The 26,891-nt window shown below is 49.6% G+C and carries 25 protein-coding genes and 1 pseudogene; 20 read left to right on the top strand and 6 right to left on the bottom strand.

The window, feature by feature from the left end; all coding sequences use genetic code 11:
- Positions 1-306 (top strand): IS1595 family transposase (locus C6Y40_RS05305; protein WP_146129497.1); only part of this gene is annotated, 306 nt, incomplete at its 5' end.
- Here C6Y40_RS05305 and C6Y40_RS05300 read toward each other — a convergent pair.
- Both C6Y40_RS05300 and C6Y40_RS05295 read right to left on the bottom strand, forming a co-directional pair.
- Positions 257-751, bottom strand: coding sequence for a patatin-like phospholipase family protein (locus C6Y40_RS05300; RefSeq protein ID WP_105933683.1), 495 nt, complete (start codon positions 749-751; stop codon positions 257-259). The two genes, C6Y40_RS05305 and C6Y40_RS05300, sit on opposite strands and share 50 nt — an antisense overlap.
- Positions 752-839: 88 nt before the next feature.
- A complete protein-coding gene (locus C6Y40_RS05295; RefSeq protein ID WP_105933682.1) occupies positions 840-1,022 on the bottom strand; it encodes an oxidoreductase-like domain-containing protein in 183 nt (60 codons plus the stop codon).
- Positions 1,023-1,301: 279 nt separating this feature from the next.
- Between C6Y40_RS05295 and C6Y40_RS24695 the strand changes: the two genes are divergently transcribed.
- A complete protein-coding gene (locus C6Y40_RS24695) occupies positions 1,302-1,442 on the top strand; it encodes a hypothetical protein (protein ID WP_164464672.1) in 141 nt (46 codons plus the stop codon).
- A 23-nt stretch (positions 1,443-1,465) separates the two neighbouring features.
- On the opposite strand, the gene C6Y40_RS05290 is transcribed toward C6Y40_RS24695, so the two are convergent.
- Positions 1,466-3,820: a fatty acid cis/trans isomerase gene (locus tag C6Y40_RS05290; RefSeq protein ID WP_105933681.1), complete on the bottom strand. Its 2,355-nt coding sequence runs from the start codon at positions 3,818-3,820 to the stop codon at positions 1,466-1,468.
- Positions 3,821-4,140: 320 nt separating this feature from the next.
- Between C6Y40_RS05290 and C6Y40_RS05280 the strand changes: the two genes are divergently transcribed.
- The 13 genes from C6Y40_RS05280 to C6Y40_RS05220 all read left to right on the top strand — a co-directional run bounded on the left by C6Y40_RS05280 (position 4,141) and on the right by C6Y40_RS05220 (position 16,890).
- A complete protein-coding gene (locus tag C6Y40_RS05280; protein WP_105933679.1) occupies positions 4,141-4,524 on the top strand; it encodes a BlaI/MecI/CopY family transcriptional regulator in 384 nt (127 codons plus the stop codon).
- 58 nt (positions 4,525-4,582) lie between these two features.
- Positions 4,583-5,866, top strand: coding sequence for a TolC family protein (locus C6Y40_RS05275; protein WP_105933678.1), 1,284 nt, complete (start codon positions 4,583-4,585; stop codon positions 5,864-5,866).
- Between the two features lie 8 nt (positions 5,867-5,874).
- The gene (locus C6Y40_RS05270) at positions 5,875-7,113 is read left to right on the top strand and encodes an efflux RND transporter periplasmic adaptor subunit (protein WP_105933677.1); all 1,239 of its coding nucleotides are present in this window, start codon (positions 5,875-5,877) and stop codon (positions 7,111-7,113) included.
- A gap of 10 nt (positions 7,114-7,123) precedes the next feature.
- Positions 7,124-10,252: an efflux RND transporter permease subunit gene (locus C6Y40_RS05265; protein ID WP_105933676.1), complete on the top strand. Its 3,129-nt coding sequence runs from the start codon at positions 7,124-7,126 to the stop codon at positions 10,250-10,252.
- A gap of 151 nt (positions 10,253-10,403) precedes the next feature.
- Positions 10,404-10,793: a BlaI/MecI/CopY family transcriptional regulator gene (locus C6Y40_RS05260; protein ID WP_105933675.1), complete on the top strand. Its 390-nt coding sequence runs from the start codon at positions 10,404-10,406 to the stop codon at positions 10,791-10,793.
- Between the two features lies 1 nt (position 10,794).
- Positions 10,795-11,751 (top strand): M56 family metallopeptidase, encoded by a 957-nt coding sequence (locus C6Y40_RS05255; protein ID WP_105933674.1) that lies wholly within the window; start codon positions 10,795-10,797, stop codon positions 11,749-11,751.
- 209 nt (positions 11,752-11,960) lie between these two features.
- Complete coding sequence (locus tag C6Y40_RS05250) at positions 11,961-12,341, top strand: hypothetical protein (protein WP_105933673.1); 381 nt, start codon at positions 11,961-11,963, stop codon at positions 12,339-12,341.
- A 9-nt stretch (positions 12,342-12,350) separates the two neighbouring features.
- Positions 12,351-13,040 (top strand): HupE/UreJ family protein, encoded by a 690-nt coding sequence (locus C6Y40_RS05245; protein WP_105933672.1) that lies wholly within the window; start codon positions 12,351-12,353, stop codon positions 13,038-13,040.
- Complete coding sequence (locus C6Y40_RS05240) at positions 13,037-13,594, top strand: hypothetical protein (RefSeq protein ID WP_105933671.1); 558 nt, start codon at positions 13,037-13,039, stop codon at positions 13,592-13,594. The genes C6Y40_RS05245 and C6Y40_RS05240 overlap by 4 nt, the downstream gene beginning before the upstream one ends.
- 15 nt (positions 13,595-13,609) lie before the next feature.
- Positions 13,610-14,335, top strand: coding sequence for a DUF4198 domain-containing protein (locus C6Y40_RS05235; protein ID WP_105933670.1), 726 nt, complete (start codon positions 13,610-13,612; stop codon positions 14,333-14,335).
- A gap of 69 nt (positions 14,336-14,404) precedes the next feature.
- Positions 14,405-15,568 carry an acetyltransferase domain-containing protein gene (locus C6Y40_RS05230; protein WP_105933669.1) on the top strand — a complete coding sequence of 388 codons (1,164 nt, stop codon included), beginning with the start codon at positions 14,405-14,407 and terminating at the stop codon, positions 15,566-15,568.
- Between the two features lie 14 nt (positions 15,569-15,582).
- Positions 15,583-15,966, top strand: coding sequence for a copper resistance CopC family protein (locus C6Y40_RS05225; protein ID WP_105933668.1), 384 nt, complete (start codon positions 15,583-15,585; stop codon positions 15,964-15,966).
- 21 nt (positions 15,967-15,987) lie between these two features.
- Positions 15,988-16,890: a copper resistance D family protein gene (locus tag C6Y40_RS05220; RefSeq protein WP_105933667.1), complete on the top strand. Its 903-nt coding sequence runs from the start codon at positions 15,988-15,990 to the stop codon at positions 16,888-16,890.
- Positions 16,891-16,981: 91 nt separating this feature from the next.
- Here C6Y40_RS05220 and C6Y40_RS05215 read toward each other — a convergent pair whose 3' ends face one another.
- From C6Y40_RS05215 to C6Y40_RS05205, 3 genes are read right to left on the bottom strand one after another with little or no spacing between them, the layout of a single operon-like run.
- Positions 16,982-18,472 carry an NAD-dependent succinate-semialdehyde dehydrogenase gene (locus C6Y40_RS05215; protein WP_105933666.1) on the bottom strand — a complete coding sequence of 497 codons (1,491 nt, stop codon included), beginning with the start codon at positions 18,470-18,472 and terminating at the stop codon, positions 16,982-16,984.
- Positions 18,472-19,548 (bottom strand): tartrate dehydrogenase, encoded by a 1,077-nt coding sequence (locus tag C6Y40_RS05210; protein WP_105933665.1) that lies wholly within the window; start codon positions 19,546-19,548, stop codon positions 18,472-18,474. The genes C6Y40_RS05215 and C6Y40_RS05210 overlap by 1 nt, the downstream gene beginning before the upstream one ends.
- Positions 19,548-20,924, bottom strand: coding sequence for an aminotransferase class III-fold pyridoxal phosphate-dependent enzyme (locus C6Y40_RS05205; protein WP_105933664.1), 1,377 nt, complete (start codon positions 20,922-20,924; stop codon positions 19,548-19,550). The genes C6Y40_RS05210 and C6Y40_RS05205 overlap by 1 nt, the downstream gene beginning before the upstream one ends.
- 543 nt (positions 20,925-21,467) lie before the next feature.
- Here C6Y40_RS05205 and C6Y40_RS05200 point away from each other — a divergent pair.
- The 5 genes and pseudogenes from C6Y40_RS05200 to C6Y40_RS05180 all read left to right on the top strand — a co-directional run bounded on the left by C6Y40_RS05200 (position 21,468) and on the right by C6Y40_RS05180 (position 26,891).
- Positions 21,468-22,139: a haloacid dehalogenase type II gene (locus C6Y40_RS05200; protein WP_105933663.1), complete on the top strand. Its 672-nt coding sequence runs from the start codon at positions 21,468-21,470 to the stop codon at positions 22,137-22,139.
- Positions 22,140-22,147: 8 nt separating this feature from the next.
- Positions 22,148-23,425: pseudogene (locus tag C6Y40_RS25130) on the top strand (NAD(P)/FAD-dependent oxidoreductase).
- A gap of 41 nt (positions 23,426-23,466) precedes the next feature.
- On the top strand, positions 23,467-25,086 hold the full coding sequence (locus C6Y40_RS05190) for an ABC transporter substrate-binding protein (RefSeq protein ID WP_240621853.1): 1,620 nt from the start codon (positions 23,467-23,469) through the stop codon (positions 25,084-25,086).
- A gap of 19 nt (positions 25,087-25,105) precedes the next feature.
- A complete protein-coding gene (locus C6Y40_RS05185; RefSeq protein ID WP_105933662.1) occupies positions 25,106-26,062 on the top strand; it encodes an ABC transporter permease in 957 nt (318 codons plus the stop codon).
- Positions 26,063-26,066: 4 nt separating this feature from the next.
- Positions 26,067-26,891: an ABC transporter permease gene (locus C6Y40_RS05180; RefSeq protein WP_105933661.1), complete on the top strand. Its 825-nt coding sequence runs from the start codon at positions 26,067-26,069 to the stop codon at positions 26,889-26,891.

Here is a 26,891-nt window from a genome sequence, read left to right as displayed (position 1 = left end):
AAATTAGAGAAAGACAGTGTGTTGTGTAGTGATGGCTATAAGCCCTACATAGCTCTTTCTGAGAAAAATGATTTAATACACAAGCGCTTAGATGTGGCAGGAGGAATTAAGGTGATAGATAAAGTCTTTCACATTCAAAATGTTAACGCCTATCACAGCCGTCTGAAAGCGTGGATAAAACGGTTTCACGGAGTAGCCACAAAATACTTGGAACACTACCTGGGTTGGTTCAGGTTTATGGATAATCCAGAAAACCTTAACGAAAACAGGCTCTTTTCGATTCAACAACAGTTAATCCGAACATAGCCTTTAGCAAAGAGCGCAGGATAGTCAGCGAAACAGAATACTTCCACAACCAGTGTTTGCCGGCCAGCCAGGCCTCTGTTGCCAGACGGCTCAGTTTGTTGCCATCCTGAAAACTGGCCATGGGCATATTGGCCACAGCAGCAATCATCTTTTCGCTTTTAGCGTCAAACGGTGTGCCGAGCGCCTGCACCAGTAAAGCATTAATGGCACCTGCTGAGGTGCCGGCCACCGACCGAAAACGTATACCCGCAGCTTCCAGGCCGTAGGTATAGCCAACCAATGACAAACCCAGCACCCCGCCACCTTCCATCACCAGGTCGATATACTGGTGACCCGCTTCATCGACGATATCGGACACGCGCTTGGTGCGCAGTTGCTTGAGTTGATTGACCAGTGATTGCACTTCACTGTCTGCGGTAAAGTAATCAGGTTGAAGCTGGCTCATTGTCGGCATCCTTTGCAAAGACTGCCGTCAGGGTAGCGCTGTATGATTGAAAAGTGAACAGGTTTTGAGCTATTCCTTTGCTGCAACGTTAACGAGGTTTTTGCGCAGCACCATCTTCTGTCTCTGCGGCCTGGGTTTCTAACGCCCGCTTGGCTTCCCGCCATTCAGCGAGTTTTTCAAAGTAAACATCCCATACACAAGGACAACAGGCACCGCCGCCACAGCAGTCACTGTTAAGGGGTTTTTCTGGTTCTGGTGGTAGTTGATTCATAAGGCCTCCCTGTTTTTTATTATGTGGGGAGGTGTATCGGTAAGCAAATCATCTGCAGTAATGGTGGTTATGAGCGGGTTATCAGCGTTGTTGATAAGACTTATCGAAACTTTTAATAATTAAGTAACTCATTGTAATTATTTAATTTGTTAATGTTTTAACAGGGTCGGTGCAGAAATTAATCATTTGGCTAATACGCAGAAAATCCAAAGGCTGTTAATTTAATGTTAACGGTGTTACTCAGGCATCGCTTTAGCTTACGTTCTAAGGAGTGCAGATATGTCTGCCATGATACAAAAGACAGCCTCAGTAAAGCTGCACGGCTGGCTAAAAGAAAAAGTACGTGACCCTAATATGTATTGTGCCCTGGCCGGCGTGGCGGCCCTTGCCGTGATCGAGTTGGTGGTATTTGCCGGCTGATAGCAACCGGCAACCCGGCGGGCCTACCAGTTAGTCAGCCGGTTATAGTCCAGGTAACCAAACTCCAGTGGATAGGTTTTGCTGTACCACTGATGAATGGTATCGCTGACCTGCCAGAAATCGGTGGCAGTGCGTCGTACGCCGAATGTTTCATATAGTCGCTGCAGGTCGGCCTCGTTTTGCAAACCGGCAATGTGCTCACTAAAGGCGGGCAACTGTTGTTCGCTCAGGTGAAAAATGGCATTGGGGTGTGAGGTGGCAAAACCATAAGCCAGGGTTAGTGTATCTTCTTCCGGCAGGCGTCTGGCATCCTCAGCAATAATATGCGAGATATTGGTATAGGCGTTATTGCTTAGCAACGTATAGACATGCTTAACCTCGCCGCTTTCATCTTCTACCAGCACGATACTGCTCTGTGGCAACAACGAGGCCGGAATGCCGTTGGTCGCCGTAATACGCTCCAGCGCGGTTAAACTGGTATCGTCGGTGAAGCCGTTAGACAGCTCATGACGCGGGCTCAGCACATCGGCGAGGTGGTGTTTTACCCGCTGATATAATTCATTGAGAGGCTCTTCGGTGTTGAATGTCATGGCCGTTTCGCCACTTAGCTGGTGGCCATCGGCAACATATTTCTCCACCGGGCTGACCACGCCCCGATACCATTTATCCCACACCGTCTGGCGGGTTTGCGCCGGCAACAACGAAAGAAAATTAAACTCCCCTTCCATCCGCAAAAAGTCCATGTAGATACGGCTGTTAAGCTGGTGGCCGACATTGCCGTACACATTATAGCCCGCCACCAGTAAGTAGTGAATGCGCTCAAACAGCGGGTAAGTAATGATCCATGCTGTTTGTGGGCGCTCACCCACTAAGCCTTTTACTACGGTGGCGGCATCGTAATGGCGCAAAATCGTCAGGCCAGCATTTTCATTTTCACCGTCGCCCTGCCAGATGATGTCTAAATCGAGAGGCACTTCGTCCTGGGCGTGCTGCGCAATATACTGACTGCGGGCTTCCAGATATTGACGCTCCTGCCTGGCGTACTTTATCCAGTTGGTGGGCATGGCGTTAGATTGTTCTTCGGCGGGCATGCTGATGGTATTACGCGCGGTGCGTAAAAATGCATCCTGATGCTCCAGAATGTCACTGGACGGATTTAAAAACATCACCCAGAAATGATCGTTGATTACGTTAAGGGCAATTTGACCACGACAAACCGGCCCCTTAATAAATTGCATAATGGTGTACTGAGCTTCGTCAATCATAAACCGGTAGCGCGACGTAACCGGGATTTGAGCAAACGCCACAAACGGATTGGCAGCAACTTCCGGCGCGTAGCCGGGTAACTCTGAAACCTCATATTCGGGTTCAATAAACCAGCCCTGCCATTTTTCCATGCGGTCTTCGTCGAGCTTAATGGGCATATGTAACTTGCTGACGATGGTGTTTGTAACCGGCATAAAACGGTAGTAAACCCGCTGATTAGTATTGCTGTCCTGCTCGGAGAAAGGTGAGCTGAAAGGGCGCCTCGTTGCCAGCGGCTTAAAAGGCTCGCCCGGCGGTGTCAGTGCTCGTTGTAAGGAGTAAAAGCGGGTGTCGCCCTGTTTATCCTCAAAATAGATGTGCGCAATAAACAAGTGCTCATAAAGGTAGCGACTGACCAGCTGATGTTTGTAAGAATCCTGATTGAGAAAAGCTTCCCACCTGGCTATTCCTTGCTGATCTGAAGCCGGCACCGGAGCAGGTTCCGACGCGGGTGCGCCTGCCTGTAGCCAGGCCATGATTTGTTCATGTTCCTTCTGAGCAATGGCCGGTAAACCATAAGGCATACCCCACTGCGGATGATCCTTCTGATATGCGGGGAATTCATCAACCGTCGGGCACTGCATCTCACGGTTAATATCAAACTCAAAATTGTCGCCAAGGGGTTCGTTAGTGTTAGTGGGATGAGACTGCTTTAGCGCCAGCATGGAGGCCAGCACGCTATTATTGAGCTGGTTATTAAACTCGCTGATTTCGTCGAGTACAGGATAAAAGTCTTTGCCACGCCATTCTCCCGGGCTTTGCGCATCGATAAATAAGCGGCTTGGGCTGTCGGCCAGCAGACGATCGCCATGATAGACCGGTGCTTTATTGGCACCGCGGGTGATGCCTTCGTAGCTGCCGAGTTTCAACTGACAGGGCGCATCGTAGCAGGCGTGGCACACCACACAACGCTTGTCGAGGATGGGCTGAATAGTCTGGCTGAAGGTATTGTCCGGATCAGTAGGCGGATTATCGTAGGGAGAGGTCACACTTTCCTGCTCGACGATGGCCGGGGTGCAGCCAATGGCGCAGGCTATCAGCAACAGGCAGGTTATTTTTATGAGTTTTGACATGCAACGTATCTCACCACGATTTAACTACCGCACAGATAATAACTGGTTTTAGGTCATTATACCCGCGCAACCTTTATCCGCCTTAATAAGGTTGGCTAACCATAAGGAAGTACAGCGCTTTTCGGCCTGCTATACCACAGTAAATACGCTTAATGACAAATTTTTAAAGTTTTATTCTGTTTGGCAGGCCACTTACAACCAGTTCTGCCAGCATAATGCCTTACACTATTACCCATTCGTTCATTTGTTTATGTTAAAAACCGATTGCCTGTCGGTTTTCATTTTGCGAGCATGTGTTAAAAGTGTTCAGAGGCAATAAAATGCAATTCGGTGATTTAGAAAAACTAGTTCTTAAGTATCTTTGGCAAACATCGGAGGCAGATGTTAAACAGGTGCATCGCGTGGTAAGTCAGACACGTCAAAGTTCGCTTAATACAGTACAAAGTGCGTTAGAGAGGTTATTCAAAAAGGGTGTTTTAAGTAGGCGAAAGCACGGGCATGCTTACCTTTACCAACCCAAAGTCGACCGTGAAGGGCTGATAAATAAGTTGATCAGTAATGTTACCAGTGACTTTATTGAAGAAGGTGAAAATAGCCTTATCGCTGCGTTTGGATCAGTGTCGGCGAGTTTGGATGACAACGAGCTAGATGCGCTCGAGCAGCTCATTGAGCAACAGCGCTCGTTACGTAATCATAAAAAATAACCTGTTAAGCATGACCTCAGGTTCAGTCGAATTTAGCTGTTAAAGAATAAGGTAAGTAATGAAAAAAGTGCCACAGCGAAAAGTATGTAAAAAACCGATTGCTGGTCGGTTTTTTGCCGGATTGATGGGATGCCTGGTTAGTCTGTCTGTGTTTGCAGCAGAAACCGTACCGTCACCATTATTATCAATGAGTGATGTGTTAACACTCACTATGAATAATCATGCTGACTTAAAAGCACTGGTGAAGCAACAGGATGTGTTGCAGGGGCGCATCAGACAAGCAGCTACCGCACAACGACCGCAAATTGGCCTGATGATGGAAGACGCCATGGGAAGCGGCGATTACAGCGGGCTGAAAAGTATGCAAACAACGCTGACTTTCTCCTGGCTACTGGAACAGGCACAAATTGACAGTCGGGTGAAAGCTATCGAAAGCGAAGCTGATCAGTTACTGCTCGACAAACAGATCAGAGCGCTGGATTTGGCCGCGTTAGCGGCCCGCCAATTTATTGAAGTACTGATTAAAACTGAACGCCTGACCCTTAATAAGCTCGCAGTAGAACAGGCCAAAGACGTGTTAAGTGCTATTAACGAGCGGATCGCCGCGGGGAAAGGCTCGGAAATCGAACGTAAACTGGGAGAGGCAGAGCTTGTCAGACGTGAACTGGCGGTAGAAGACTTAACGCATGATATACAGGCGTCAAAGTATCAGCTAAGTGCACTGTGGGGACAACCAGACACCCACCTCCGGTTATCAGGTGATTTGCTCGATTTACCAGTTATACCTGCTGCCCAGCCCTATGTAGATGCATTAAAGCGTAACCCCAGTGTACAACGTTTTGCTACGGCTCAGCGTATCGCGCAATCACAAATTGAACGAGCCCGTATCGAAGCCCGTCCCCAATGGCAATTATCAGCCGGTCTCAGACGATACGAAACCACTGACGATTTTGGCTTTGTTGCTGGCATCACCATTCCCTGGGGCAACGCCGATTACAACGCTGGTACTATCGCCGCCTTACAAGCGCAGCAGGAAGTGCTTAACAGTCAACAGGCCTCCTTAATGCAACAGCTTGATGCCCAACTGTATGTGTTGCTTCAGGAAATGAAGCACTCAATGCATGTCATTGAAACGGTTGATACCCGCATCGTCCCCACTCTCGAATCAGCGCTTTCGGAAGCCAGAAAAGCGTTTGAGCTAGGTCAGTTAAGTTACAACCAGTGGAGTGATGTACGCCATGAATTACTCAGTGCGCAGTCACAGTTACTGGATGCTTATCAGAGCCTGCACTTACAGCATATCGAAATTCAGCGCCTCACCGGCACTTCGCTTTCCCAATGAGACCAACTATGAAGAACAATAATTTATTATCATCGTTAAGCCTCGCACTAATGCTGTGCTGGGGACTCCCAATATCGAGCGCTGTTGCTTCATCTGCTCCGGCAGAAGCTGCCCAGGAAGAGCCTGAAAAAGGACCACATCGCGGCAGAATGCTGCGCGAAGAGGGGTTTGCCATAGAACTGGCCATTTTTGAAACCGGTGTACCGCCAGAGTTTCGGGTTTGGGCGACCAGTAATGGTACGCCGGTCAATCCTCAGCAGGTCGATCTCAACGTTAAACTCACCCGTTTGGGTGATGTAGTGGATGATATTAATTTTCGTGCTCAGGGCGACTTTTTGCGTGGTGACATGGTGATTTATGAACCCCATTCATTTTATGTAACGGTTACTGCACGCCATAACGGCAAGTCCTATCGCTGGGAATATGAAAATTACGAAGGCCGAACCACCATTGAACAAGCAGTGGCGGATGCAATGGAAATCGACACAGAATTTGCCGGCGCAGCAACATTGCATCAGTCGATTCCGGCGTATGGCTCATTGTCGCTGCCGCCTGGCACCGTAACAAACATAAGCGCTCGCTTTGACGGTGAAATACAGCGTCGCCATGTGGCATTTGGTGACAAGGTGAACAAAGGTCAGACGCTGTTTACGGTAGAAAGTAACGAGAGTTTAAAACCCTACACAATTAACGCGCCCGTCAGTGGCGTGGTTACTGCCCAGCAAGCCAATACCGGTGAACAAACCCAGGGGCGCACGCTCTTAACGCTTACCAGAACCGATAAGTACATTGCTCGCCTGGCGGTGTATCCCGCGGATTATCACAAAGTCAGTATCGGCAGTGATGTTACCCTGGAGATAGAAGGTGCAGAGCAACCGGTAATGAGCAAAGTATCGTTTATTGAACCCAATGTTCGTGATGATCAAGCGCGTATTGTGTGGGTTGAAGTGGCCGATCCGGATCGCCGTTTAACCACCGGTAGTTTTGTGAAAGCCCGTATCAATGTCGCCAATATTGATGTGCCGCTGGCGGTTAAAAAAGTTGGATTACAGGGATTTCGTGATTTCACTGTCGTGTATGCCAAAGTGGGTGAGCAGTACGAAGTCCGTATGCTTGAACTTGGCCGCGAAGGTGGGGAGTGGATCGAGGTACTTGGCGGACTTGAACCGGGTACTGAATATGTCACTGAAAACAGTTTTATTCTTAAAGCCGACATTGAAAAGTCCGGCGCTTCTCACGACCACTAGGAGCTGAAGCATGCTGGAACCGATATTACGCTTTTCGATAAAACGCAAACTCCTGGTGTTGGCGCTGGTGTTAATGGTGGCTGGACTTGGCGTATGGAATTTTACCAGATTACCCATTGATGCCGTACCGGATATCACTAACGTGCAGGTGATGATCAATACCGAAGCGGCTGGTTATACCCCGCTGGAAGTCGAACAGCGCGTGACCTTTCCGTTGGAAACCGCACTGGCCGGATTGCCCGGCCTGACCTATACACGTTCGGTTTCCCGCTATGGCCTGTCGCAGGTGGTGGCGATTTTTAGTGATGACACTGACGTGTATTTTGCCAGGCAGCTGGTTAATGAGCGCTTGTCTGCGGCGCGCTCGGAGTTACCTGTTGGGCTTGAGCCTGAGCTGGGGCCAATTGCAACCGGGCTGGGCGAGATCTTTATGTTTACGGTAGATGCCGAGCCGGGGGCGACTAACGCTGATGGCACGCCGGTATCGCCAATGGATCTGCGCACGGTACATGACTGGACGATTCGCCCGCAACTGATGCGCGTGCCGGGTGTGGTCGAGGTTAATCCGATCGGCGGCTACGAACGTGAAGTGCTGATTGCGTTTAAACCCGCAAAGCTGCTTGCTTATCAATTAACACAGGCGGATGTGGTGGATGCCATTGCGGCAAACAACCAAAACCGTGGCGCCGGGTTTATCGAACAAAACGGCGCACAGTGGTTACTGCGGGTGCCGGGACAAGCCGACAGTATTGACGAACTGGGCAAGATCCCGCTTACCGAGGTGAATGGTTCGGCGGTGTACATTAAGGATGTGGCTGAAATTCAAAACGGCAAGGGTCTGCGTACCGGCGCGGCAACCCAAAATGGCCGTGAAGTGGTCATGAGTACGGTATTTATGCTGATAGGTGAAAACAGCCGCACTGTCGCCCACGCCGTGGCGCAAAAACTGAAAGAGATAAACCGTTCTTTACCTGAAGGAATTGTCGCAACAGCGGTGTATGACCGTACTAAGCTGGTTGACAAGACCCTGCAAACGGTTGAAACCAACCTGGCCGAAGGCGCGTTACTGGTTGTTGTGGTGCTGTTTTTGTTGTTGGGAAATTTCCGCGCAGCGTTTTTAACGGCATTGGTTATTCCGTTTGCCATGCTGATGACCATTACCGGGATGGTGCAAACTCGGGTGAGTGCTAATCTGATGAGCTTAGGGGCGCTGGACTTTGGTTTGTTGGTAGATGGCGCCATTATTATCGTGGAAAACTGTTTGCGTCGCCTGAGTCAGCAGGGCAATCAGATCTTACCGGTAAAAGAGCGTATGGCAGTGGTATTTGATGCCACCCGAGAAGTCATTCGCCCGGCGTTATTCGGCGTATTTATTATAACGGCTGTGTACTTACCTATTTTTGCGCTGGAAGGTGTCGAAGGCAAGATGTTCCACCCGATGGCCATGACCGTGGTGATTGCTCTGCTGAGTGCCATGGTGCTGTCGGTAACCTTTGTGCCGGCCACAATCGCGTTATTGTTTAACAAGCCGGTAAAAGAAAAGCACAGCCCGATTATTAAAGGTGCAGAGTATCTTTATCGTCCTGCGTTGCGGTTCGTGCTGAAAGCGCGCTGGCTGGTCGTCGCGATGGCTACTGCGCTGGTGATGGTATTTGGTTATCAGGCCACCCAACTGGGCAGTGAATTTGCGCCGAATCTTGATGAGGGGGACATTGCCATGCATGCGCTCAGGATCCCCGGTACGTCACTGAGTCAGGCCGTGGCCCTGCAAAAAATTCTTGAAGAAAAAATCAGCGAAATGCCGGAAGTTGAGCGGGTATTTGCCAAAATCGGCACCGCCGATGTTGCCACTGATGCGGTGCCGCCGAGCGTTGCTGATAACTTTATTATTTTAAAGCCTCGTGAGCAGTGGCCGGATCCTGACAAGCCCAAAGAACAGGTTGTCAATGAACTGGCAGCCATTGTTGCGCCGATTCCGGGCAACCGTTACGAGTTCCTGCAACCTATCCAAATGCGTTTCAACGAGTTGTTAGCTGGCGTACGTGCCGAACTTGCCATTAAGGTCTTTGGTGATGACTTCGATGTGCTGACCGGAATGGGAAGCGAGATTGAAAGCGCAATCGCTGGCGTAGCAGGAATCGCCGATGTACAGGTGGAACAAACGACGGGTCTGCCGATGCTCAATATTGTGCCTAAAACCGCGAAATTGGTGCAGTTTGGGCTCAGTAAAGCACAGTTGCAAAATCAGCTGGCTACGGCGATGGGGGGCACGATCGCCGGAAAATTCTATCAAGGGGATATTCGTTCTGACATCGTTGTTAGACTCGATGAGACTCGTCGTGCTGATATTGAAGCGCTGGCTTATTTGCCAGTGAATTTACCCGATGGCCATGTGATGCCATTACAAGAACTGGCGGATTTGGAGCTGGTTTCCGGCGCCAACCAGATTAACCGTGAAAACGGTAAACGCCGTATGGTGGTAACCGCAAACGTAAGAGGACGGGATCTGGGCAGTTTTGTTGCTGATATTCAGCAAGCTATCAACAGTAAAGTTGATGTGCCGGCGGGTTACTGGGTGGAGTACGGCGGTACGTATCAGAAACTGCAATCGGCCTCTGCTCGTTTAAGCGTCGTGGTGCCGGTAACTCTGTTGTTGATTATCGGCTTACTTATTCTGGCTTTGAGCTCGGTAAAAGATGCCATGATCATTTTTACCGGTGTACCACTGGCTTTAACCGGTGGGGTTGCTGCCCTGATGCTGCGGGATATTCCTTTCTCGATATCGGCAGCCGTTGGCTTTATTGCCCTGTCAGGGATCGCCATTTTAAATGGTTTGGTAATGGTCTCGTTTATTCGTGAATTGCGCCGTAATGGGCATACGCTGGAACAAGCGATATTTGAAGGTGCACTGACGCGTTTGCGACCGGTACTGACCACCGCCCTGGTCGCTTCACTGGGGTTCATTCCCATGGCATTGAATACCGGTATTGGTTCAGAAGTTCAGCGTCCGTTAGCGACAGTTGTAATTGGCGGCATAATCTCCTCAACACTGCTTACGCTGTTTGTTATCCCTGGTTTATATCGTATTTTACACCGTGACAAGCCAGATAACCCGGGCTCTCAGGCGCAGAGCGAATGATTGGTCAAGCGAAACGCGCGGCCGGGCCGCTCAGTAGTTAATGGTGCGGTTCGATTGCCTACAGCATTTTATGCTTAAAACAGATAGCAAAAAAGAAATTCAATGTTGCGCGGTTATGCAAGACTAAGATTAGACACTAAGGAAACGTCTGATGGTATTAGGTGACTTAGAGAAACAAGTACTGAATTATTTATGGCAACGGTCGCCTGCCGATGTCAAAACGGTATTTGCGGCACTCACCCGCAATAAAGGCGGTAACCTCAATACCATCCAGACAACGTTAGAGCGGTTATATAAAAAGAAACTACTCGACCGCCATAAACAGGGACACGCGTATTTTTATACACCGCGGGTAGAGCGCGAAAGTCTGATTGCGACGCTTATCGACAATGCAACACGTGACTTTACCGCAATGGATGAAAATGTATTTATTAATGCATTCCAATCATATTCAGGACAATTTGAAGAGCAGGAGCTTGATGCTCTGGAATCAATGATTCAGGCGCAACGTGAACGGTTGCGTCAGAATAAGGAGCGCTGAAATGTTTACTACAGCAATCTTCCTGAATGTGCTTAGCCTGGCAGTGGTGAGCGCATGGTTCACATTACTGCTGCAATGGCCGGTGAGTCGCGCTGTACTTCGCCGTATTCCCAATGTGCCAGCAGCCCTGCAGAAAACCCTGCTGACAGCTTGGGTAATGCTGCCGATCATTATTGGCCTGTTTTGCAGTATTGCTTTCATTTTAAATGCCTTCACCGACGTGATGTGGGCACCGCTCGAAATATTCATTCACTGGCATCACCTGTTCGAATTTGAATGGCTGACCTGGCATGGCGGGTTGCTAGGCGTTTGGTCAGTGGCAACAGTATGGATCCTGGCGCGTCATGTTTGGCTGGTGCGGGCGCACCGGGCGAGTTTGCAAAGCGCCTTAATGATGGCCGACGGCAGCGTTAAGCGCCACAGTGGCTATGAGTTTGTTTGTTTACAAACTGCCATGCCGCTGGCTTTTACTGCTGGTATGTTAAGGCCGCAGGTGTATTTATCTCAGGGCCTGTTAGAGCGTTTCGATGATGCTCAGCTGCAATGTATTCTTGCTCATGAGGCAGCGCATCAGCGCCAGCGTGACCCACTACAAAAATGGCTGTTTAGTCTGGCCAGTGCTTATTATCCGACCTCGCTACGCCGGACACTGCGTAATGCCTTTGATCTTGCATCTGAATTACAAGCTGATAGTCGGGCAGGACGTGAAACCGGTGCGCTGAATGTGGCTTCCGCGCTGGTCGCTTTTGGTAAATCAGAGCGCCAGTGGCAAATGCCCCTGGCAGTATCCTTTGGTCAGGACTTTGTGTCCCAGAGGGTTCGCTTTCTGATTGAACCTGCAACATTCAATATGACTATTCCGGCCACAATTGGTCTGGTCGCACTGGCAGTGCTTACTGCTAATCTGCTGTCCATGGACAGCCTGCATCATTATATCGAACTCATTTTAGAACGTTAATTAGTGTTAAAGCGCATGGCCGATTGGAGCGCTTTAAAAACCGACCGGCGATAGGTTTTATGATTTTTGAGCGATCCCAAAGTAAATATTAACGCAGCGTTTAATGTTTTTTAGGAGAAAAAATTCGGTGCTTTGTGTCAGTTATTCAAGCGCAAAGAGTCGTTTCTGCTCACCACCTTTAAGTATTATTTTTGTAACAGGAGAATCCTATGCGTAAACCACATTATTTATTATTGCTAGCTTCATTACTAACCACACCATTGATGGCACCGCAGGTGTTAGCTCATGGAAATGACCACCCTCAGTTTGGCGGCGAAGTAAAAGTGGTCGGTGAATACACCTTCGAAATGAAACAAGAAGCAGGCAAGGTCAGCATCTGGGTATTTTATGATGGTGAACCCCTGGATGCCTCTGCATTAGATTTAAAGGTTAAAATTAAAGGCGAGAACCGTAAAGAATTGGTCGAAGTCCCCGCAGCCGAAGGCAATAAGTACGTAGGCGACTTAACCTTTAATCCCGGTGATAAGGTACTGGCAATGCTGACCCTTGAAGACGGCATATCTAAAATTGTTGCCAAGTATAAGCTGTAGGTCAGACTTATGCGTTGGATTAATCAAGCTCTGTTAACGTTTGCACTCCTGCTGGTAGTGCCGTTTGCCGCTGCGCATGGCGTAGCTGATGGCGACCGCGCATTTCTGGAGTCGAGCACAGGGTTACAGATTATCCCTTACATCTATTTAGGGGCGAAGCACATGGTCACCGGTTATGACCATTTATTGTTCCTGTTTGGGGTGATCTTCTTCCTGTACCGACTCAAAGATGTGGGGATTTACGTTACCTTATTTGCCTTAGGTCACAGTATTACCCTGTTGTTTGGTGTGTTGTCCGGTATTCATATCAATGCGTACATTATCGACGCCATCATTGGCTTATCTGTGGCGTACAAGGCACTGGATAACATCGGCTTTTTTCCGCGTTTCTTTGGGTTTGACATCAACACCAAAGGGGCGGTGTTAGTCTTTGGCTTGTTTCATGGCTTTGGTCTGGCAACGAAATTACAGGATTTTACGCTATCCGAAGATGGTCTGGTGGGCAACATCATCTCATTTAATGTGGGTGTAGAAATGGGGCAGATGATTGCGCTGTTTGGCATGTTAATGCTGATTATTCTGCTTCGTAAAAGCCAACACTTTACCCGTTATGCCTTTGCTTCAAATATGGCATTGGTAACGGCGGGCGTAACGCTGACTATCTTTCAACTTTCCGGATATATGTGGGGCACAGTATGACTACCCAACAACACGTCGATGTATCGAATCAACAAGTAATTAAAGGGCTGGGCATCGCCTCATTACTGGCAGTGGTTTTATCGGTAACTGTGGTATTGCCTGCTGAATATAATAAAGACTTTACCGGCATTGGCAGCCTGCTTGGGTTAACCAGTATGAAAACTGCTGTGGCAGGTGAAGAAATGCAAATTAGCTCTGGTGCCGATTTTATTCTGGCTAACAGCGAGGGCGAGTATGCAACCAAAACGCTGACTATTGAGATCCCGGAATATGAAGGTATTGAAGTCAAAGCGTTAATGGACGAAGGAAACGGAGTGAGCTTTACCTGGCAAACCGATGGTGCGCCACTGTATATGGATATGCATGGTGAAAAGCTCAATAGCGATGAATTTGAAAGTTATAAAAAAGCAAAAGCAATCGCCGGTGATAACGGCATCTTCAAAGCGCCATTTAAGGGCACGCACGGCTGGTACTGGCAAAACATGTCGGAACAACCGGTTACTGTCACAGTAACCGTAGCCGGTTTTTATCATTCGCTTAAAACAAAAAACTAACTTGAGGAAACAACAATGTTGAAGAAATTAGGTGTACTCGCGCTTACTGCACTGATCAGTGCACAAGCTACCGCCCACGGTATTTACTTCGCTGAGCGTGCCAAGCAACTGGCCGTTGTGTATGGTGTCGGCGCAGACGATCTTGATACTGTTGCCCGTTTACCAAAGTTTGGTGCGGTAAATGGTTTTGATGAAGACTGGGATAGTGTGGATGTAGAATTAACCCCAAGTGGCCCGTTACTGCTGGTCACCAGCGACGACTACCCGGTTGCTGTGTCAGCGGTGTTAAATAACGGTATCTGGTCTAACACCGGTGAAGGTCACTGGATTGGTAAAGGCCGTGATGAACTGCCTGATGCCATTTTAAGTGAAGAAACCATCAAGTATGCCGTGCATTTACGTGGACCGCTGCGTAAAGTGCCAGCGCTCGACGATCAGGTACTGCAAATTGTGCCGGTTGGCGACAGCTTCCCGCTGATGCTGGGCGAAATGCAAACTTATCAGGTTCTGCATAAAGGCAAGCCAGTAGCAGGAGCACTGGTTAAAAACGATTTCGTGAACGATCCGGACGCAGAGCCTGTGGTATCGGACAAAAACGGAAAAATCACTTTACCTATCCGTAACCAGGGGCTGAACGTTGTGGTTGCAACATTTGATGCACCCACTGACCGTCCTAAAATTATTGATAAGTATGAGTTACTGGCGACGTTGTCATTTGTTTTGCCTCACGCGCCAGAATAAAACCTTAATATAAAACAATAATATCGGGCTGGACGACACCAGCCCAACTGCTTGAAGCAAGGTGGAAAAATGAGTGAAGTAGCACAAACACCCACAGAGGTGATTAAGAAAAGGGTCGCATCCATCGATATCCTGCGTGGATTAGTGATGCTGTTTATGTTGGTGGATCACGTTCGGGAACGATTCTTCTTTCATCAGAATGTAAGTGACCCGATGGATCTGGATACTACCAGTCCGGAATTATTTTTTACCCGCACCACTGCACATTTTTGTGCGCCTGTGTTTGTGTTTCTCACTGGTCTTTCTGCCTGGCTATATTCTCATCCGCACAATAAAGCGCCACGATCGGCAACGCCGTTTTTATTTAAACGCGGGTTGTTTATCGTCTTTGTAGAGATCGCCATCATTAACTGGCTGTGGATGGGTAACTACGACACCTTATGGTTACAGGTGATGTGGGCAATTGGTATCAGCATGATTGCCTTATCAGCGCTGTGTAAACTGCCCTATAAAGCCATTCTGGCACTGGGGTTATTGATTGTTTGTGCGCATAACTTACTAAGCCCAATCAGCTTTAACCCTGATGAAGCTGGTTACACTATCTGGGCTATTTTGCATGATCGCGGGATTATTTTTGAATCAGAAAGCTTCCGTATTAAAGCGTCGTATCCGGTGCTACCATGGATTGGTGTGATCTTGCTTGGCTACTGCATGGGACCGCTTTACTCCCGTGCCGTTGAAGGGGCTAAGCGTCAGTCGACGTTGGTCAAGCTGGGCCTTGGTTTCTGGGCCTTGTTATTGATATTACGTGGTTTTAATATTTATGGTGAAGTGCTTCCCTGGGAAGTACAGCAGGATGCCATTCATACGGTAATGTCCTTTATAAACTATACTAAGTACCCGCCATCACTGGACTATGTACTCTTTACCCTGGGCGCGGCATTCCTGGTACTGGCTGGCCTGGAAAATGTGAACAACCGCTTTACCAAAGCGATAGAAACTTTTGGTTCGGCGCCGATGTTCTATTACATCGTGCATTTATTTGTGTTGCTGGTCAGCTACCGCATAGTTCTGGCGGCGGTAGGTCCTAACTACGGCGACTTATTTGCCTTTGATTATGTATGGCAAATCTGGTTGGTCGCCGTGATTCTGGCCGTTGCCCTGTATTGGCCAACGAAAGCCTTTTCTAAATTTAAACACAACAGCAAAAATCCGCTGGTTAAATACTTCTAACTGGAACAAAACTTATGACAACATTTTCAAACTGGGTTAAATCAGCATTAATGGCGACTGCATTGCTGAGTGCGAGCGTGAGTGCGCACGTGCATTTAGCCAGCACTGTACCCGCTCAGGAGAGCACGGTTTCAGCCTCGCCTGAGATGCTCACGCTAACGTTTTCAGGTGACGTGAAGTTCATTAAGTTAAAATTGTCTGATGATAACGGAAAACCGGTTAAATTTGGTTTTAAGCCGGTGGTTAAAGCGGCGAAGACGATGAGCTGGAAGCTACCTGAATTACCTGCGGGTGATTATGACGTTGAGTGGACCGTGATGGGTAATGACGGCCATAAAATGGAAGACTTCTTTACCTTTACGGTAGAAGCCGGTCACAATCATCATGCCGGGCATTAACTTGTCCTTCGGGCCAGTCTGATGGGCTGGCTCTCGTTACTCTCCATCGCCAAGGTAGCTTACTACCTTGGTGTTGTCAGTTTTATCGGCATGAATGCCATGCGCCTGTTTTTGCGCTATGGCCGTAGCAATGATCTTACCGTGCACACTGACTGGCATAAGCCTGTTCTGCGTGCGCAGTGGGTGAGTTTATTCATCAGTCTATTGGGAGCTTCAGCGGTAGTGCCGCTCTCAGCTGGTATGTTGCTGGACGATGGGTTCAGCGGTATGACTGATAGCCTGATGCTGCAAATAAGCTGGCAATCCAGCATCGGTATTCAAACACAGTTCCGACTGCTGGCTATTTTTATGGCTATGTTATGTACGGCTTGGGGAAGTAAGACTTATACCGGCTCCAATACATCATTCGCGTGGGTTGGTAGTTGGCTATTGACCAGTGCATTGTTTGCGGCATCATTTACCTTCAGCGGACACACGGCCGAAGCAAACTGGCTTGCCAAATTGCTGGTGGCACTACATGTGTTAATGGCTGCATGGTGGCTTGGCAGTTTATATCCGCTTATTCGCCTGTGCCGGCTCGAGGATGTTGAGTTGCTGCGGAGGCAGCTTCACGCTTATGGTAATCAGGCTGCCCTGTGGGTCGGGTTATTGTTAGTCAGCGGTGCGGCTTTGTTTGCGTTACTGCTGCTAAACGTTCGCTCAGAGGCTAATACTGACTATTTGCTAGTGATGGGCTGCAAATTAGTACTGGTCGCAGTGATGTTAGGTTTTGCGGCGTATCATAAGTGGTACCTGGTGGCTAACCTGACGGTCAGCGAGGACCGTTGCAAAGTTAAAAAGTCTATCGTTGGCGAGGCGTTTATCGGCACTCTGGTGATTGTGATAACCGCTATATTAACCAGTAGTTTTGGCATCGCCCACTAACCTTTTCTGATAAAGAAACGGCCAGTAGTGACTGGCCGTTTTTGTGTATGTGTTTTGTATGGCTGTTTTGTGAAATAGCAGCGAAGGCAACTTAATAGAGGTTGCCTTCGCACACGTAAGTGATTTGCAGAAAGTCATCCAGTCCGTAATGTGAGCCCTCACGGCCATAGCCTGAGGCTTTAACCCCGCCAAACGGCGCTACTTCACTGGCCACTGCGCCTTCATTTACACCAATGACGCCAGCCTGAAGCTGTGCCTTAACGCGATGGATACGGCGATGGTCCTGGGTATAAAAATAGGCTGCCAGGCCATACTCGGTATTGTTGGCTTCTTCAATAGCTTCTTCTTCGCTGCTAAAGCGAAACAGCGCTAATACGGGCCCGAAGGTTTCTTCACTGAACAGCGCCATCTTGTTATGTGCCTCAGCAATGACTACGGGTTCAAAGAATAACCCTTCCCGGGGCTCAGTGCTGCCGCACAGAATAATCCCGCCCTGGGCTTCGGCATCTTTTACATGACCACTGATTTTATCGATGGCTTTTTGATTAATCATTGGGCCAATCTGGGTGTCATCATCGAATGGGTCTGCCACTTTCAGCGCCGCCACCTTATCCACCAGGCGACTGGCAAATTCGTCGTAGATAGCATTAGCTACGTAAATACGATTAGGACAAACACAGGTTTGACCGCCGTTACGCAGTTTTGCAGCCATCAGGCCGGTAATGGCTGCGTCGATATCGCTGTCTTCAAAGACGATAAAGGGCGCATTACCGCCAAGCTCCAGCGACAGCTTTTTCAGCGAGCTGGCAGCGCGTTCTGCCAGATACCGCCCAACCTGAGTGGAGCCGGTAAAGCTTAGCTTTTTAACATGTACATCCTTGAGCCAGGCATCCACCGCAATAGCAGTTTGCTCTCTTGAAGCGGCAACCACGTTGATCACGCCGTCAGGAAAACCGGCCATTTCAGCCAGTTTTGCCATAGCCAGCGCGGTTAAGGGCGTATCTTCGGCGGGTTTAACTACCACTGTGCAGCCGGCTGCCAGGGCTGGTGCAATCTTGCGTGCCAGCATGGCAAAAGGGAAATTCCACGGCGTGATAACGGCAACCACACCAACCGGCCGCTTTTCTACCGTTTGCAGGCGACCAGGCACGCTAATGGGTAGGATGTCGCCACGCAGTTGCATGGCGAGCTGGGCAAACCATTTTACATAGGACGCACCGTAGCCTACTTCGGCTTTAGCTTCAGCAAGGGGCTTACCCTGTTCAGAAGTCATAATGCGAGCGAGATCATCCGTATGCTCAATTATCAGCTGATGCCATTTTTCCAGTAAGTTGGCTCGCTCACGATGGGTAGAGAGCTGCCAACTGGCAAAGGCCTTCTTTGCTGAACGAGCCGCATTGGCAGCGTCTATGGCATCACTGTTAGCAACACCGGCAATACTGGCACCCGATGCCGGGTTAATGACTTCGTAGGTTTGCTGCGAAACAGCTTTCTGCCACTTGCCATTAATGTAATTTTTGGTGTTCAGTAGTAGCGGCTCGCTAAGTAGCGAAGCCAGATCGAATTGTTTAGTTTTACTCATTACAGATTCGCCAGGATTGCGTCGCCCATGGTCTGAGTGCTTGCCTCACCGCCTAAGTCCGGGGTTAGCGTAGCGCCTTTCAGGGTCTTCTCGATGGCGGTAACGATAGCATCGTGCGCACTTGCACCGGCGCCACTATCCTGGGTCAGGAAGCTAAGCATTAAGGCGCCGGACCAAATCATGCCGATAGGGTTAGCGATATTTTTGCCATAGATATCCGGCGCAGAGCCATGGACGGGTTCAAATAAAGAAGGAAATTTACGCTCCGGGTTGAGGTTGGCAGAAGGCGCCAGACCGATAGTGCCGGTACACGCAGGCCCTAAGTCCGACAAAATATCGCCAAACAGGTTGGATGCCACTACCACATCAAAGCGCTCAGGGTTCATTACAAACCGGGCTGAGAGGATATCGATGTGCTGCTTGGTCCAGCTGATTTCAGGATAATCCTGTGCTACTGCCTCGGCACGGGAATCCCACCATGGCATGCTGATAGCCATGCCGTTGCTTTTTGTGGCCACTGTTAAATCTTTCGCTTCACGGCGCATGGCGGTTTCGAAGGCGTATTTTAATACCCGGTCGGTACCGTGACGGCTGAATACTGATTGTTGCAATACCACTTCGCGATCGGTGCCTTCATACATAATGCCGCCAATGGAAGAATATTCACCTTCGGTGTTTTCCCGTACCACGATAAAGTCGATCTCGTTTGCCTTTGGCGTTGAAAGGGCGCATTTAACCCCTTCAAACGTGCGGACCGGGCGCATGTTGATGTACTGATCAAACTCGCGACGAAAGGTCAGAATAGACCCCCACAACGAGATATGGTCTGGCACGGTATCCGGCCAGCCAACGGCACCAAAGTAAATGGCGTCCATATCGCCCACAATGTCTTTCCAGTTTTCCGGCATCATGCGGTTATGCTCGAGGTAGTAGTCGCAACCGCCCCAGTCAAAATGATGGAAGTTGAGGCTTAAACCAAACTTTTCAGCCGCGGCCTGAACAACCTTCAGACCTTCCGGCATGACTTCTTTACCAATGCCGTCTCCGGTAATCACGGCGATGTTATAAGTGGTCATTAGCCTTTCATCTCCTGTTTTACAATGTCGAGTTCCAGTACTTCATCAAGGGTGAGTTGTAAGCGTTCAAACAACGCGTCGAAGTCTGATTCGGTGAAGCACAGTGCCGGCGCAAAGCCGAGGATATTGTCGCCAAACGCACGGAAAATAAGTTTGTGTTTCCAGGCGATATCCGCAATGGTTTCATTCAGTTTCAGTGCCGGGTCAAACTGGCGTTTAGTGGCCTTATCGGCAACCAGCTCAATGGCGCCTAACAAGCCAATGCTGCGCGCGTCGCCAACCAACGGGTGAGCCAAGCAGGCCTGCAACCTGGCTTCAAAGTAAGGCGCTACTGTCTGTGCATGAGCCAGCATGCTTTCTTCGTAAATTTTAATCACTTCGAGAGCTACGGCGGCACTCACCGGGTGGGCCGAATAGGTTTGTCCATGACCCACCACAGCCGCTTTGTTAGGGCCATCTGCAATGCCGTTAAATATTTCGTCTGACATCAGCACGGCACCCATAGGGGCATAGCCGGAAGTCAGGCCTTTGGCAATGGTCATTAAATCAGGCTCAACACCTTCATGTTCGCAGGCGAACATTTTGCCGGTACGGCCAAAGCCGGTAATTACCTCATCCACCAGAAACAGAATACCTAACCGTTTACAGGTATCGGCGATGGCTTTCAACCAGCCCTTCGGAGGCACGATAACGCCACCGGAACCAACAACCGGTTCGCAGAAGAATGCCGCCACATTATCGGCGCCAATCTCAGCAACCTTGTCTTCCAGTTCTTTAACCGATGCGGCAATAAGCTCTTCGCCGGTAGCGAATTCGCTGCGGTATAAATAAGGGCAACTGATTTTATGTTGCTGCGGCGTAGGGACGTCAAAGTTTGCGTGAAACGCTGGCAATCCGGTTATCCCGGCGCCGGTAGACGATGAGCCGTGGTAGCCGCGCTGCAGTGATATGATATGTTTCTTAGTGGGTTTACCAATGGCATTAAAATAATGGGTGATGTAGCGAATGGCCGCATCCACCGCATCAGAACCGCCCAGCGAGAAGTAGACGTGCTGCAATGATGACGGTGTCATCGATACCAGCTTTTCTGCCAATACAATGGCGGGCTCACTGCCAAAACCGAAGTAGCCGGTAGCATAGGGCAGAGTAGTCATCTGCGTGATAGCCGCATCAACTACCCGTTGCTGGCCATAGCCGATATTTACACACCACAGTCCGGCAAAGGCATCCAGATAAGTATTGCCATCGGCGGCCGTAAGCCAGGCCCCATTACCGGATGTCAGTATCTTCACGCCTTTTTCCTGATGATCGCGAAAATTGGATACGGGATGGACGAGGTATTTACTGTCCAGATCTGTCAAAGCAGGCGTTTGCATGATTAATTTCCATTTTTATTGTATTGCAGAGTAGAGGGCTGCAAGGCAACGTCGAACACTCTTTTATACTTGATAACAAGGAACACACCTGAGACAAAACAGATGTATTGGTTATATCAGTAATGGTAACGGGCATTACTGATTAAAAATTGTCGATAGCCGGTAAAGAAAAGCGGTGAAATATTGTTTTTCTGCTGTTCTCAGCAAAATCTGCTGTGCGGTTTGGGCGAAGATAAATTGCAGCGATAAGCTTTTAAAGTTTGATTATATTGGCTTTCCCCTGCTGGCGCGCATTGCAGCGTGAATCGGGCGGGAAAGGCTATTAAGCAGACTGAAATGGTCAGCTTTGTAATCATTATCGTTGTAGTTCAGGATGCAGCATAGTCTGCTGATTGACACCTTAAAACAGGATTCACATTGCAAACTGCGGATTTAATTTGGCATTTAATGAGTGCCGGCGCATGGTGTAATAGATTTGAAACAAGTACGTCGCTGTAAAGCAAAAACAAGTACTGAAACGAACAACAACTGCTGGAAAGAACAATGAGTGTATTTAAGCCCAAGTATATTAGCTTCGACTGCTACGGCACCCTGATTTATTTTGAGATGGCGCCTATGGCGCAGAAACTGTTTGCCGACCGCATTACTGAGGCGCAAATGCCACAATTTGTGAAAGACTTCTCGGCCTATCGGCTCGATGAAGTGCTGGGCGCGTGGAAGCCTTATCAGGAAGTTATCCGCAATGCGGTTACCCGTTTATGTATAAAATGGGGCATTGAATACCGTGACGAAGACAGCGTAGCCATCTATAACGCAGTACCTACCTGGGGCCCGCATCCGGACGTTGTAGAACCACTGAAAAAAGTGGCAGCGGAAATTCCGTTAGTCATTCTGTCTAACGCTATGAACGAACAAATTCATTCAAACGTGGCCAATCTTGAAGCGCCTTTTGCCCATGTTTATACCGCTGAGCAAGCCCAGGCTTACAAGCCGCGTCTGCAAGCCTTTGAGTACATGCTGGATAACCTGGGTTGTAACCCGGAGGACATTCTGCATGTGTCTTCAAGCTTCCGCTACGATCTGATGTCAGCACATGACATTGGTATTAAGAACAAGGTTTGGGTCAACCGTGGTCATGAACCGGCCAACCCATTCTATGGCTACACTGAAATTCAGGATATCAGCGGACTGCCCGGCGTAGTTGGCCTGGAGTAAAGCATTCGATGAAAAGCGCGTCTTTCTGGCTGGATACAGCCCCGACTGTAAGCACAACTGAATCGGCATTACCTGAACAGCCCGTCGATGTACTGGTGGTTGGTGGTGGCTTTACCGGATTATCCTCGGCGCTGGCGTTAGCCAAGCGAGGCGCTTCTGTGGCGCTTTGTGAAGCGGGTGTGGTAGGCGGTGAAGCGTCAGGTCGCAACGGCGGGCAGTGCAATAATGGCACCGCTCAGGATTATTCCGGTTTGGTTGCGGCTTATGGCGAACAAAAGGCGCAGTCTTTTTATCAGTTTTACAATCAGGCGGTAGACTCGGTAGAACGTATTGTCAGTAGCGAAAATATTGACTGTGATTTTCGCCGGGCGGGTAAAATCAAGCTCGCCGCCAAGCCTGAGCATTTCGACAAACTGGTTCGCACCCATGAAGCGCTGACCAAAGCCGTGGACCCTTAGGCCAGCTTGCTCGATGCTACGGCTTTACAACAGGAAATCGGCTCTGATCAGTTTTATGGCGGGTTACTAACGCCCAAGGGCGCGCAACTGCATGTAGGTAAAATGGTATACGGGTTGGCCACTCGCTGTCTGGAAAAAGGCGTCGCCATTTTTCAGCATCAACCGGTTATCAACATTGATAAAACCGGTGAGCAAAGCTGGGTAGTCACTACCCCACAGCAAACCATTAAAGCCAAAGCAATTCTAATTGCCACTGGCGGCAGCGGACCTGGCCCATTCAACTGGTTCAGGCGCCGAATAGTGCCGGTGGGCAGTTTTGCCGTGACCACGGAACCATTAAGCGAAGAACTGTGTGCCTCGCTGTTTCCGGGCAATCGCTCTTACGTGACCAGTAAAAATATCGGCAATTACTTCCGCTTAACCGCTGACCGGCGTTTACTGTTCGGTGGCCGGGCGCGATTTGCAGTATCGAATCCGCGCTCTGATCTAAAAAGTGGTGAGATCCTGCGCCAGTCGCTGGATGACATGTTTCCACAACTGGCCAGCAGTAAAATTGATTATTGCTGGGGCGGCACGGTGGATATGAGCGCTGATCGCTTGCCGAAAGTTGGCGAGCACCAGGGCATGTTTTATGCCATGGGCTACAGCGGTCACGGCGTGCAAATGGCGATTCATATGGGCGAGGTGATGGCCGATATCATCGACGGTAAGTCGGTCGACTGTCCGTGGCTCACCACTCAATGGCCAGCCGTGCCATTTCATTTTGGTAAACCCTGGTTTTTACCTTTCGTCGGCTTGTATTACAAAGTGCAGGATATGCTGCACTAGTGTTTCGTAATCGCCTGAACCGTAATTTATAGGGGAAGACCATGACCAATAAGCGTCTACAAGCTGCCGCCATGCACAAGGTTGCGGAGCAACACTCAGGTAGCCGCAGAGCGTTACTTAAATCACTCGGCGCTGCCGGGTTAGTAACCGCGGCCAGCGGCCTTGCATTACCCGCCCATGTACTGGCTCAGATTAGTAACGAACAGCCGCCGGCTAAACCCCGGTATGGCGGTCGGATCCGGGTGGCAACCAACTCGATGTCCACCAAAGATACTCTGGATCCTGCCAAAGCCTCGTTGAGTACAGATTACGTTCGTATTTACATGGTTTATAGCGGTCTGACTCAGTTCAACCGTGAACTCGGTGCCGATCCGGCGTTGGCAGAAACGTTCGAGTCAGAAAACCAGCAGGACTGGCATATTAAGCTGCGTGGTGGTGTGACTTTTCATGACGGTAAAGATCTGACCCCACAGGATGTGGTGTATTCTCTGCTAAGGCATAAAGACCCGGCCGTAACATCCCGGGCTGCGCCCATTGCTGCGCAGTTTGAAAAGGTGGTAGTTACCGGGCCAATGAGTTTGCGAATTAGTTTGCACGCGCCCAATGCGGATTTGCCCGTGATGCTCGCCTCATCGAGCTTTTGTATTGTCGCCGACGGTACCACTGATTTTTCGCAAACCGCCAATGGCACCGGGCCTTATCGGTTAAAAGAGTTTTCGCCGGGCGTGCGCACTGTTGGGGAGAAAAACCCGAACTTCTGGAAGCCGGGTAAACCTTACCTGGATGAAATTGAGCTGGTGGGGATTGCCGATGAGTCTTCCCGGGTCAATGCGCTATTGTCAGGTGATATCCAAATGGCGCTGGCGCTGAATCCCCGCTCGACCAAACGGGTACGACGCTCAGGCACGGCCGATATCATGCAAACCGAGTCCAGTTTATACACTAACCTGATCATGCGTCAGGATGCGTACCCCACCAATAATCCGGATTTTGTGCTGGCGGTGAAATACATGATGAATCGCGAGCTTATCCAGCGCGCGTTGTTCCGCGGGTATGCCACCATTGCAAACGATCATCCGGTGGCGCCAAGTCATAAATACTACAACCATGAATTACCGCAACGGCCCTACGATATCGACCGGGCTAAATACCACCTGAAAAAGGCCGGGTTAACCGGTGCCAGAGTGCCGGTGTTTACATCACCCGCGGCGGAAGGGTCGGTCGACATGGCCGCGCTGCTGCAATTGTCAGGTATCGAAACCGGAATGCATTTCGGCATTAACCGGGTACCGGCCGATGGCTATTGGTCAAATCACTGGATGAAGCATCCGCTGGGCTTTGGCAACATTAATCCCAGAGTCAGTCTGGATGAGCTGTTCAGTCTGTTCTATAAATCAGACGCACCGTGGAACGAATCGGGCTGGAATAACCCGCAGTTTGATCAGCTACTGGCCGCGGCTCGGGGCGAAGGTGATGAGGCAAAACGTAAACAAATGTATTGGGATATGCAGGAACTCATTAGTGAGCATTGCGGAGTTAGCATTCCGGTGTTTATGAACCTTATCGACGGTTACGATAAACGTATCAAAGGCAACTTTCCCATCCCCACTGGCGGGTTGATGGGCTATAGCTTTGCCGAATATGTCTGGCTGGACGCCTGATTTTCTTAAGGAGTTATCAATGAAGGTCATTTTCCAGCTGATTATTAAACGGATTGGCTTATCGATTATCACGCTGTTAATTGTTTCCGCGGTGGTATTTTTTATTGCAAACTTGCTGCCCGGTGATGCCGCGCAGGAAATGCTAGGCCAAAGCGCTACCCCCGAAGCGGTGGCAGAGCTGCGGGAAGCTTATGGTTTAAACGATCCGCCCATGCTGCGTTACGCAAAATGGTTGGGTGGACTGCTCAGTGGTGATGCTGGTACATCGCTGGCCAATGCACGCCCGGTAAGCGAACTGATTAGCTCACGGCTGTCACAATCGCTGATGCTGGCAGGGTTTACCGCGCTGTTAGCGGTGCCCTTTGCCATGGTGCTGGGGATTGTTGCCGCCATGTACAGCGGTAGTCGCATCGATAAAGCCATGAACATCTTTACGTTATCGATGGTGGCGGTGCCTGAGTTTCTGCTGGCCACCATTTTTGTGCTGATTTTTGCGGTGGAACTAAACTGGCTGCCGTCGTTATCGTATATTCCTGCCGATGCCGGGGTGTATGATTATTTCCGCGCATTTGCCATGCCGGTTGCTACCCTGTGTATTGTGCTCAGTGCGCAGATGGCAAGAATGACCCGCGCGGCCGTGCTGGAACAGCTTTCCCAACCCTATGTGGAAATGGCGCTACTTAAAGGCTCGCCTCTGTCACGAGCGGTACTGCGACATGCGTTACCCAACGCGGTCGGGCCAATCGTTAACGCCGTGGCATTAAGCCTTTCTTATTTACTCGGTGGGGTGGTCATTGTTGAGGTTATTTTCAACTATCCCGGCGTAGCCAGCTTAATGGTGGATGCCGTAACCAACCGTGATATGCCGCTCCTGCAAGCTTGTGCCATGCTGTTTTGTACCGGCTATTTAATTCTGGTGCTCATCGCTGATATCTCGGCCATTGTGGCTAACCCTAAACTGCGAACCGGAGGCTAGGCCAATGAATGTATTTAAATCAATGCCTTTATCCGGCAAGCTGGGTGCGCTGTTAGTGGCCTTTTGGGTATTTGTTGCTATTTTTGGCCCGTGGCTGGCGCCTCATTCTGCCAGCGAAATCGTGGCTTATGATGTGTTTGAGCCCATCGGCGGCGATTATGTACTAGGCACCGATTACATTGGCCGCGATGTATTTAGTCGTATTCTCGATGGCACCCGCTTTACCATTTTTATTCCGTTACTGGCGGCGGCATTAGCCTGTTCAACCGGTACCTTAATAGCGCTGTTTTCCGCCGTTAGTGGCCCTCGTACAGATGAAGTGATTTCCCGTTTTATGGATGCACTGATTTCTATTCCCAGCAAAATTTTCTCGCTGGTAATGATCGCTGCATTCGGCTCATCGGTGCCATTATTGCTAACCATTACCGCTATCAGTTATATGCCGGGATCGTTTCGGATTGCCAGGGCGCTGGCTGTTAACGTGGCGAACATGGATTTTGTTACGGTGGCAAGAACCCGTGGAGAAAGCCGCTTGTATCTGGCAGTAAAGGAAATTCTGCCTAATATTCTGCATCCCATGCTGGCCGATTTTGGCTTGCGGTTCGTGTTTGTTGTGTTGCTGCTAAGTAGCCTGAGCTTTTTAGGACTTGGCGTTCAGCCTCCGGAGGCGGACCTTGGCTCGCTGGTTCGCGAGAACATTTCCGGCCTGGCTGAAGGCGCACCAGCGGTTATTATTCCGGCCATTGCCATCGCGACCATTACCATTGCGGTAAACCTGTTAATTGACAGTCTGCGCGGCGGCGCAACTTATGCAGCCCGAGGTAAGTAA

This window comes from Marisediminitalea alba (assembly GCF_002993365.1).
Lineage (GTDB): Bacteria > Pseudomonadota > Gammaproteobacteria > Enterobacterales > Alteromonadaceae > Alteromonas > Alteromonas alba.
This window is presented reverse-complemented; position numbering and strand designations above follow the sequence as displayed.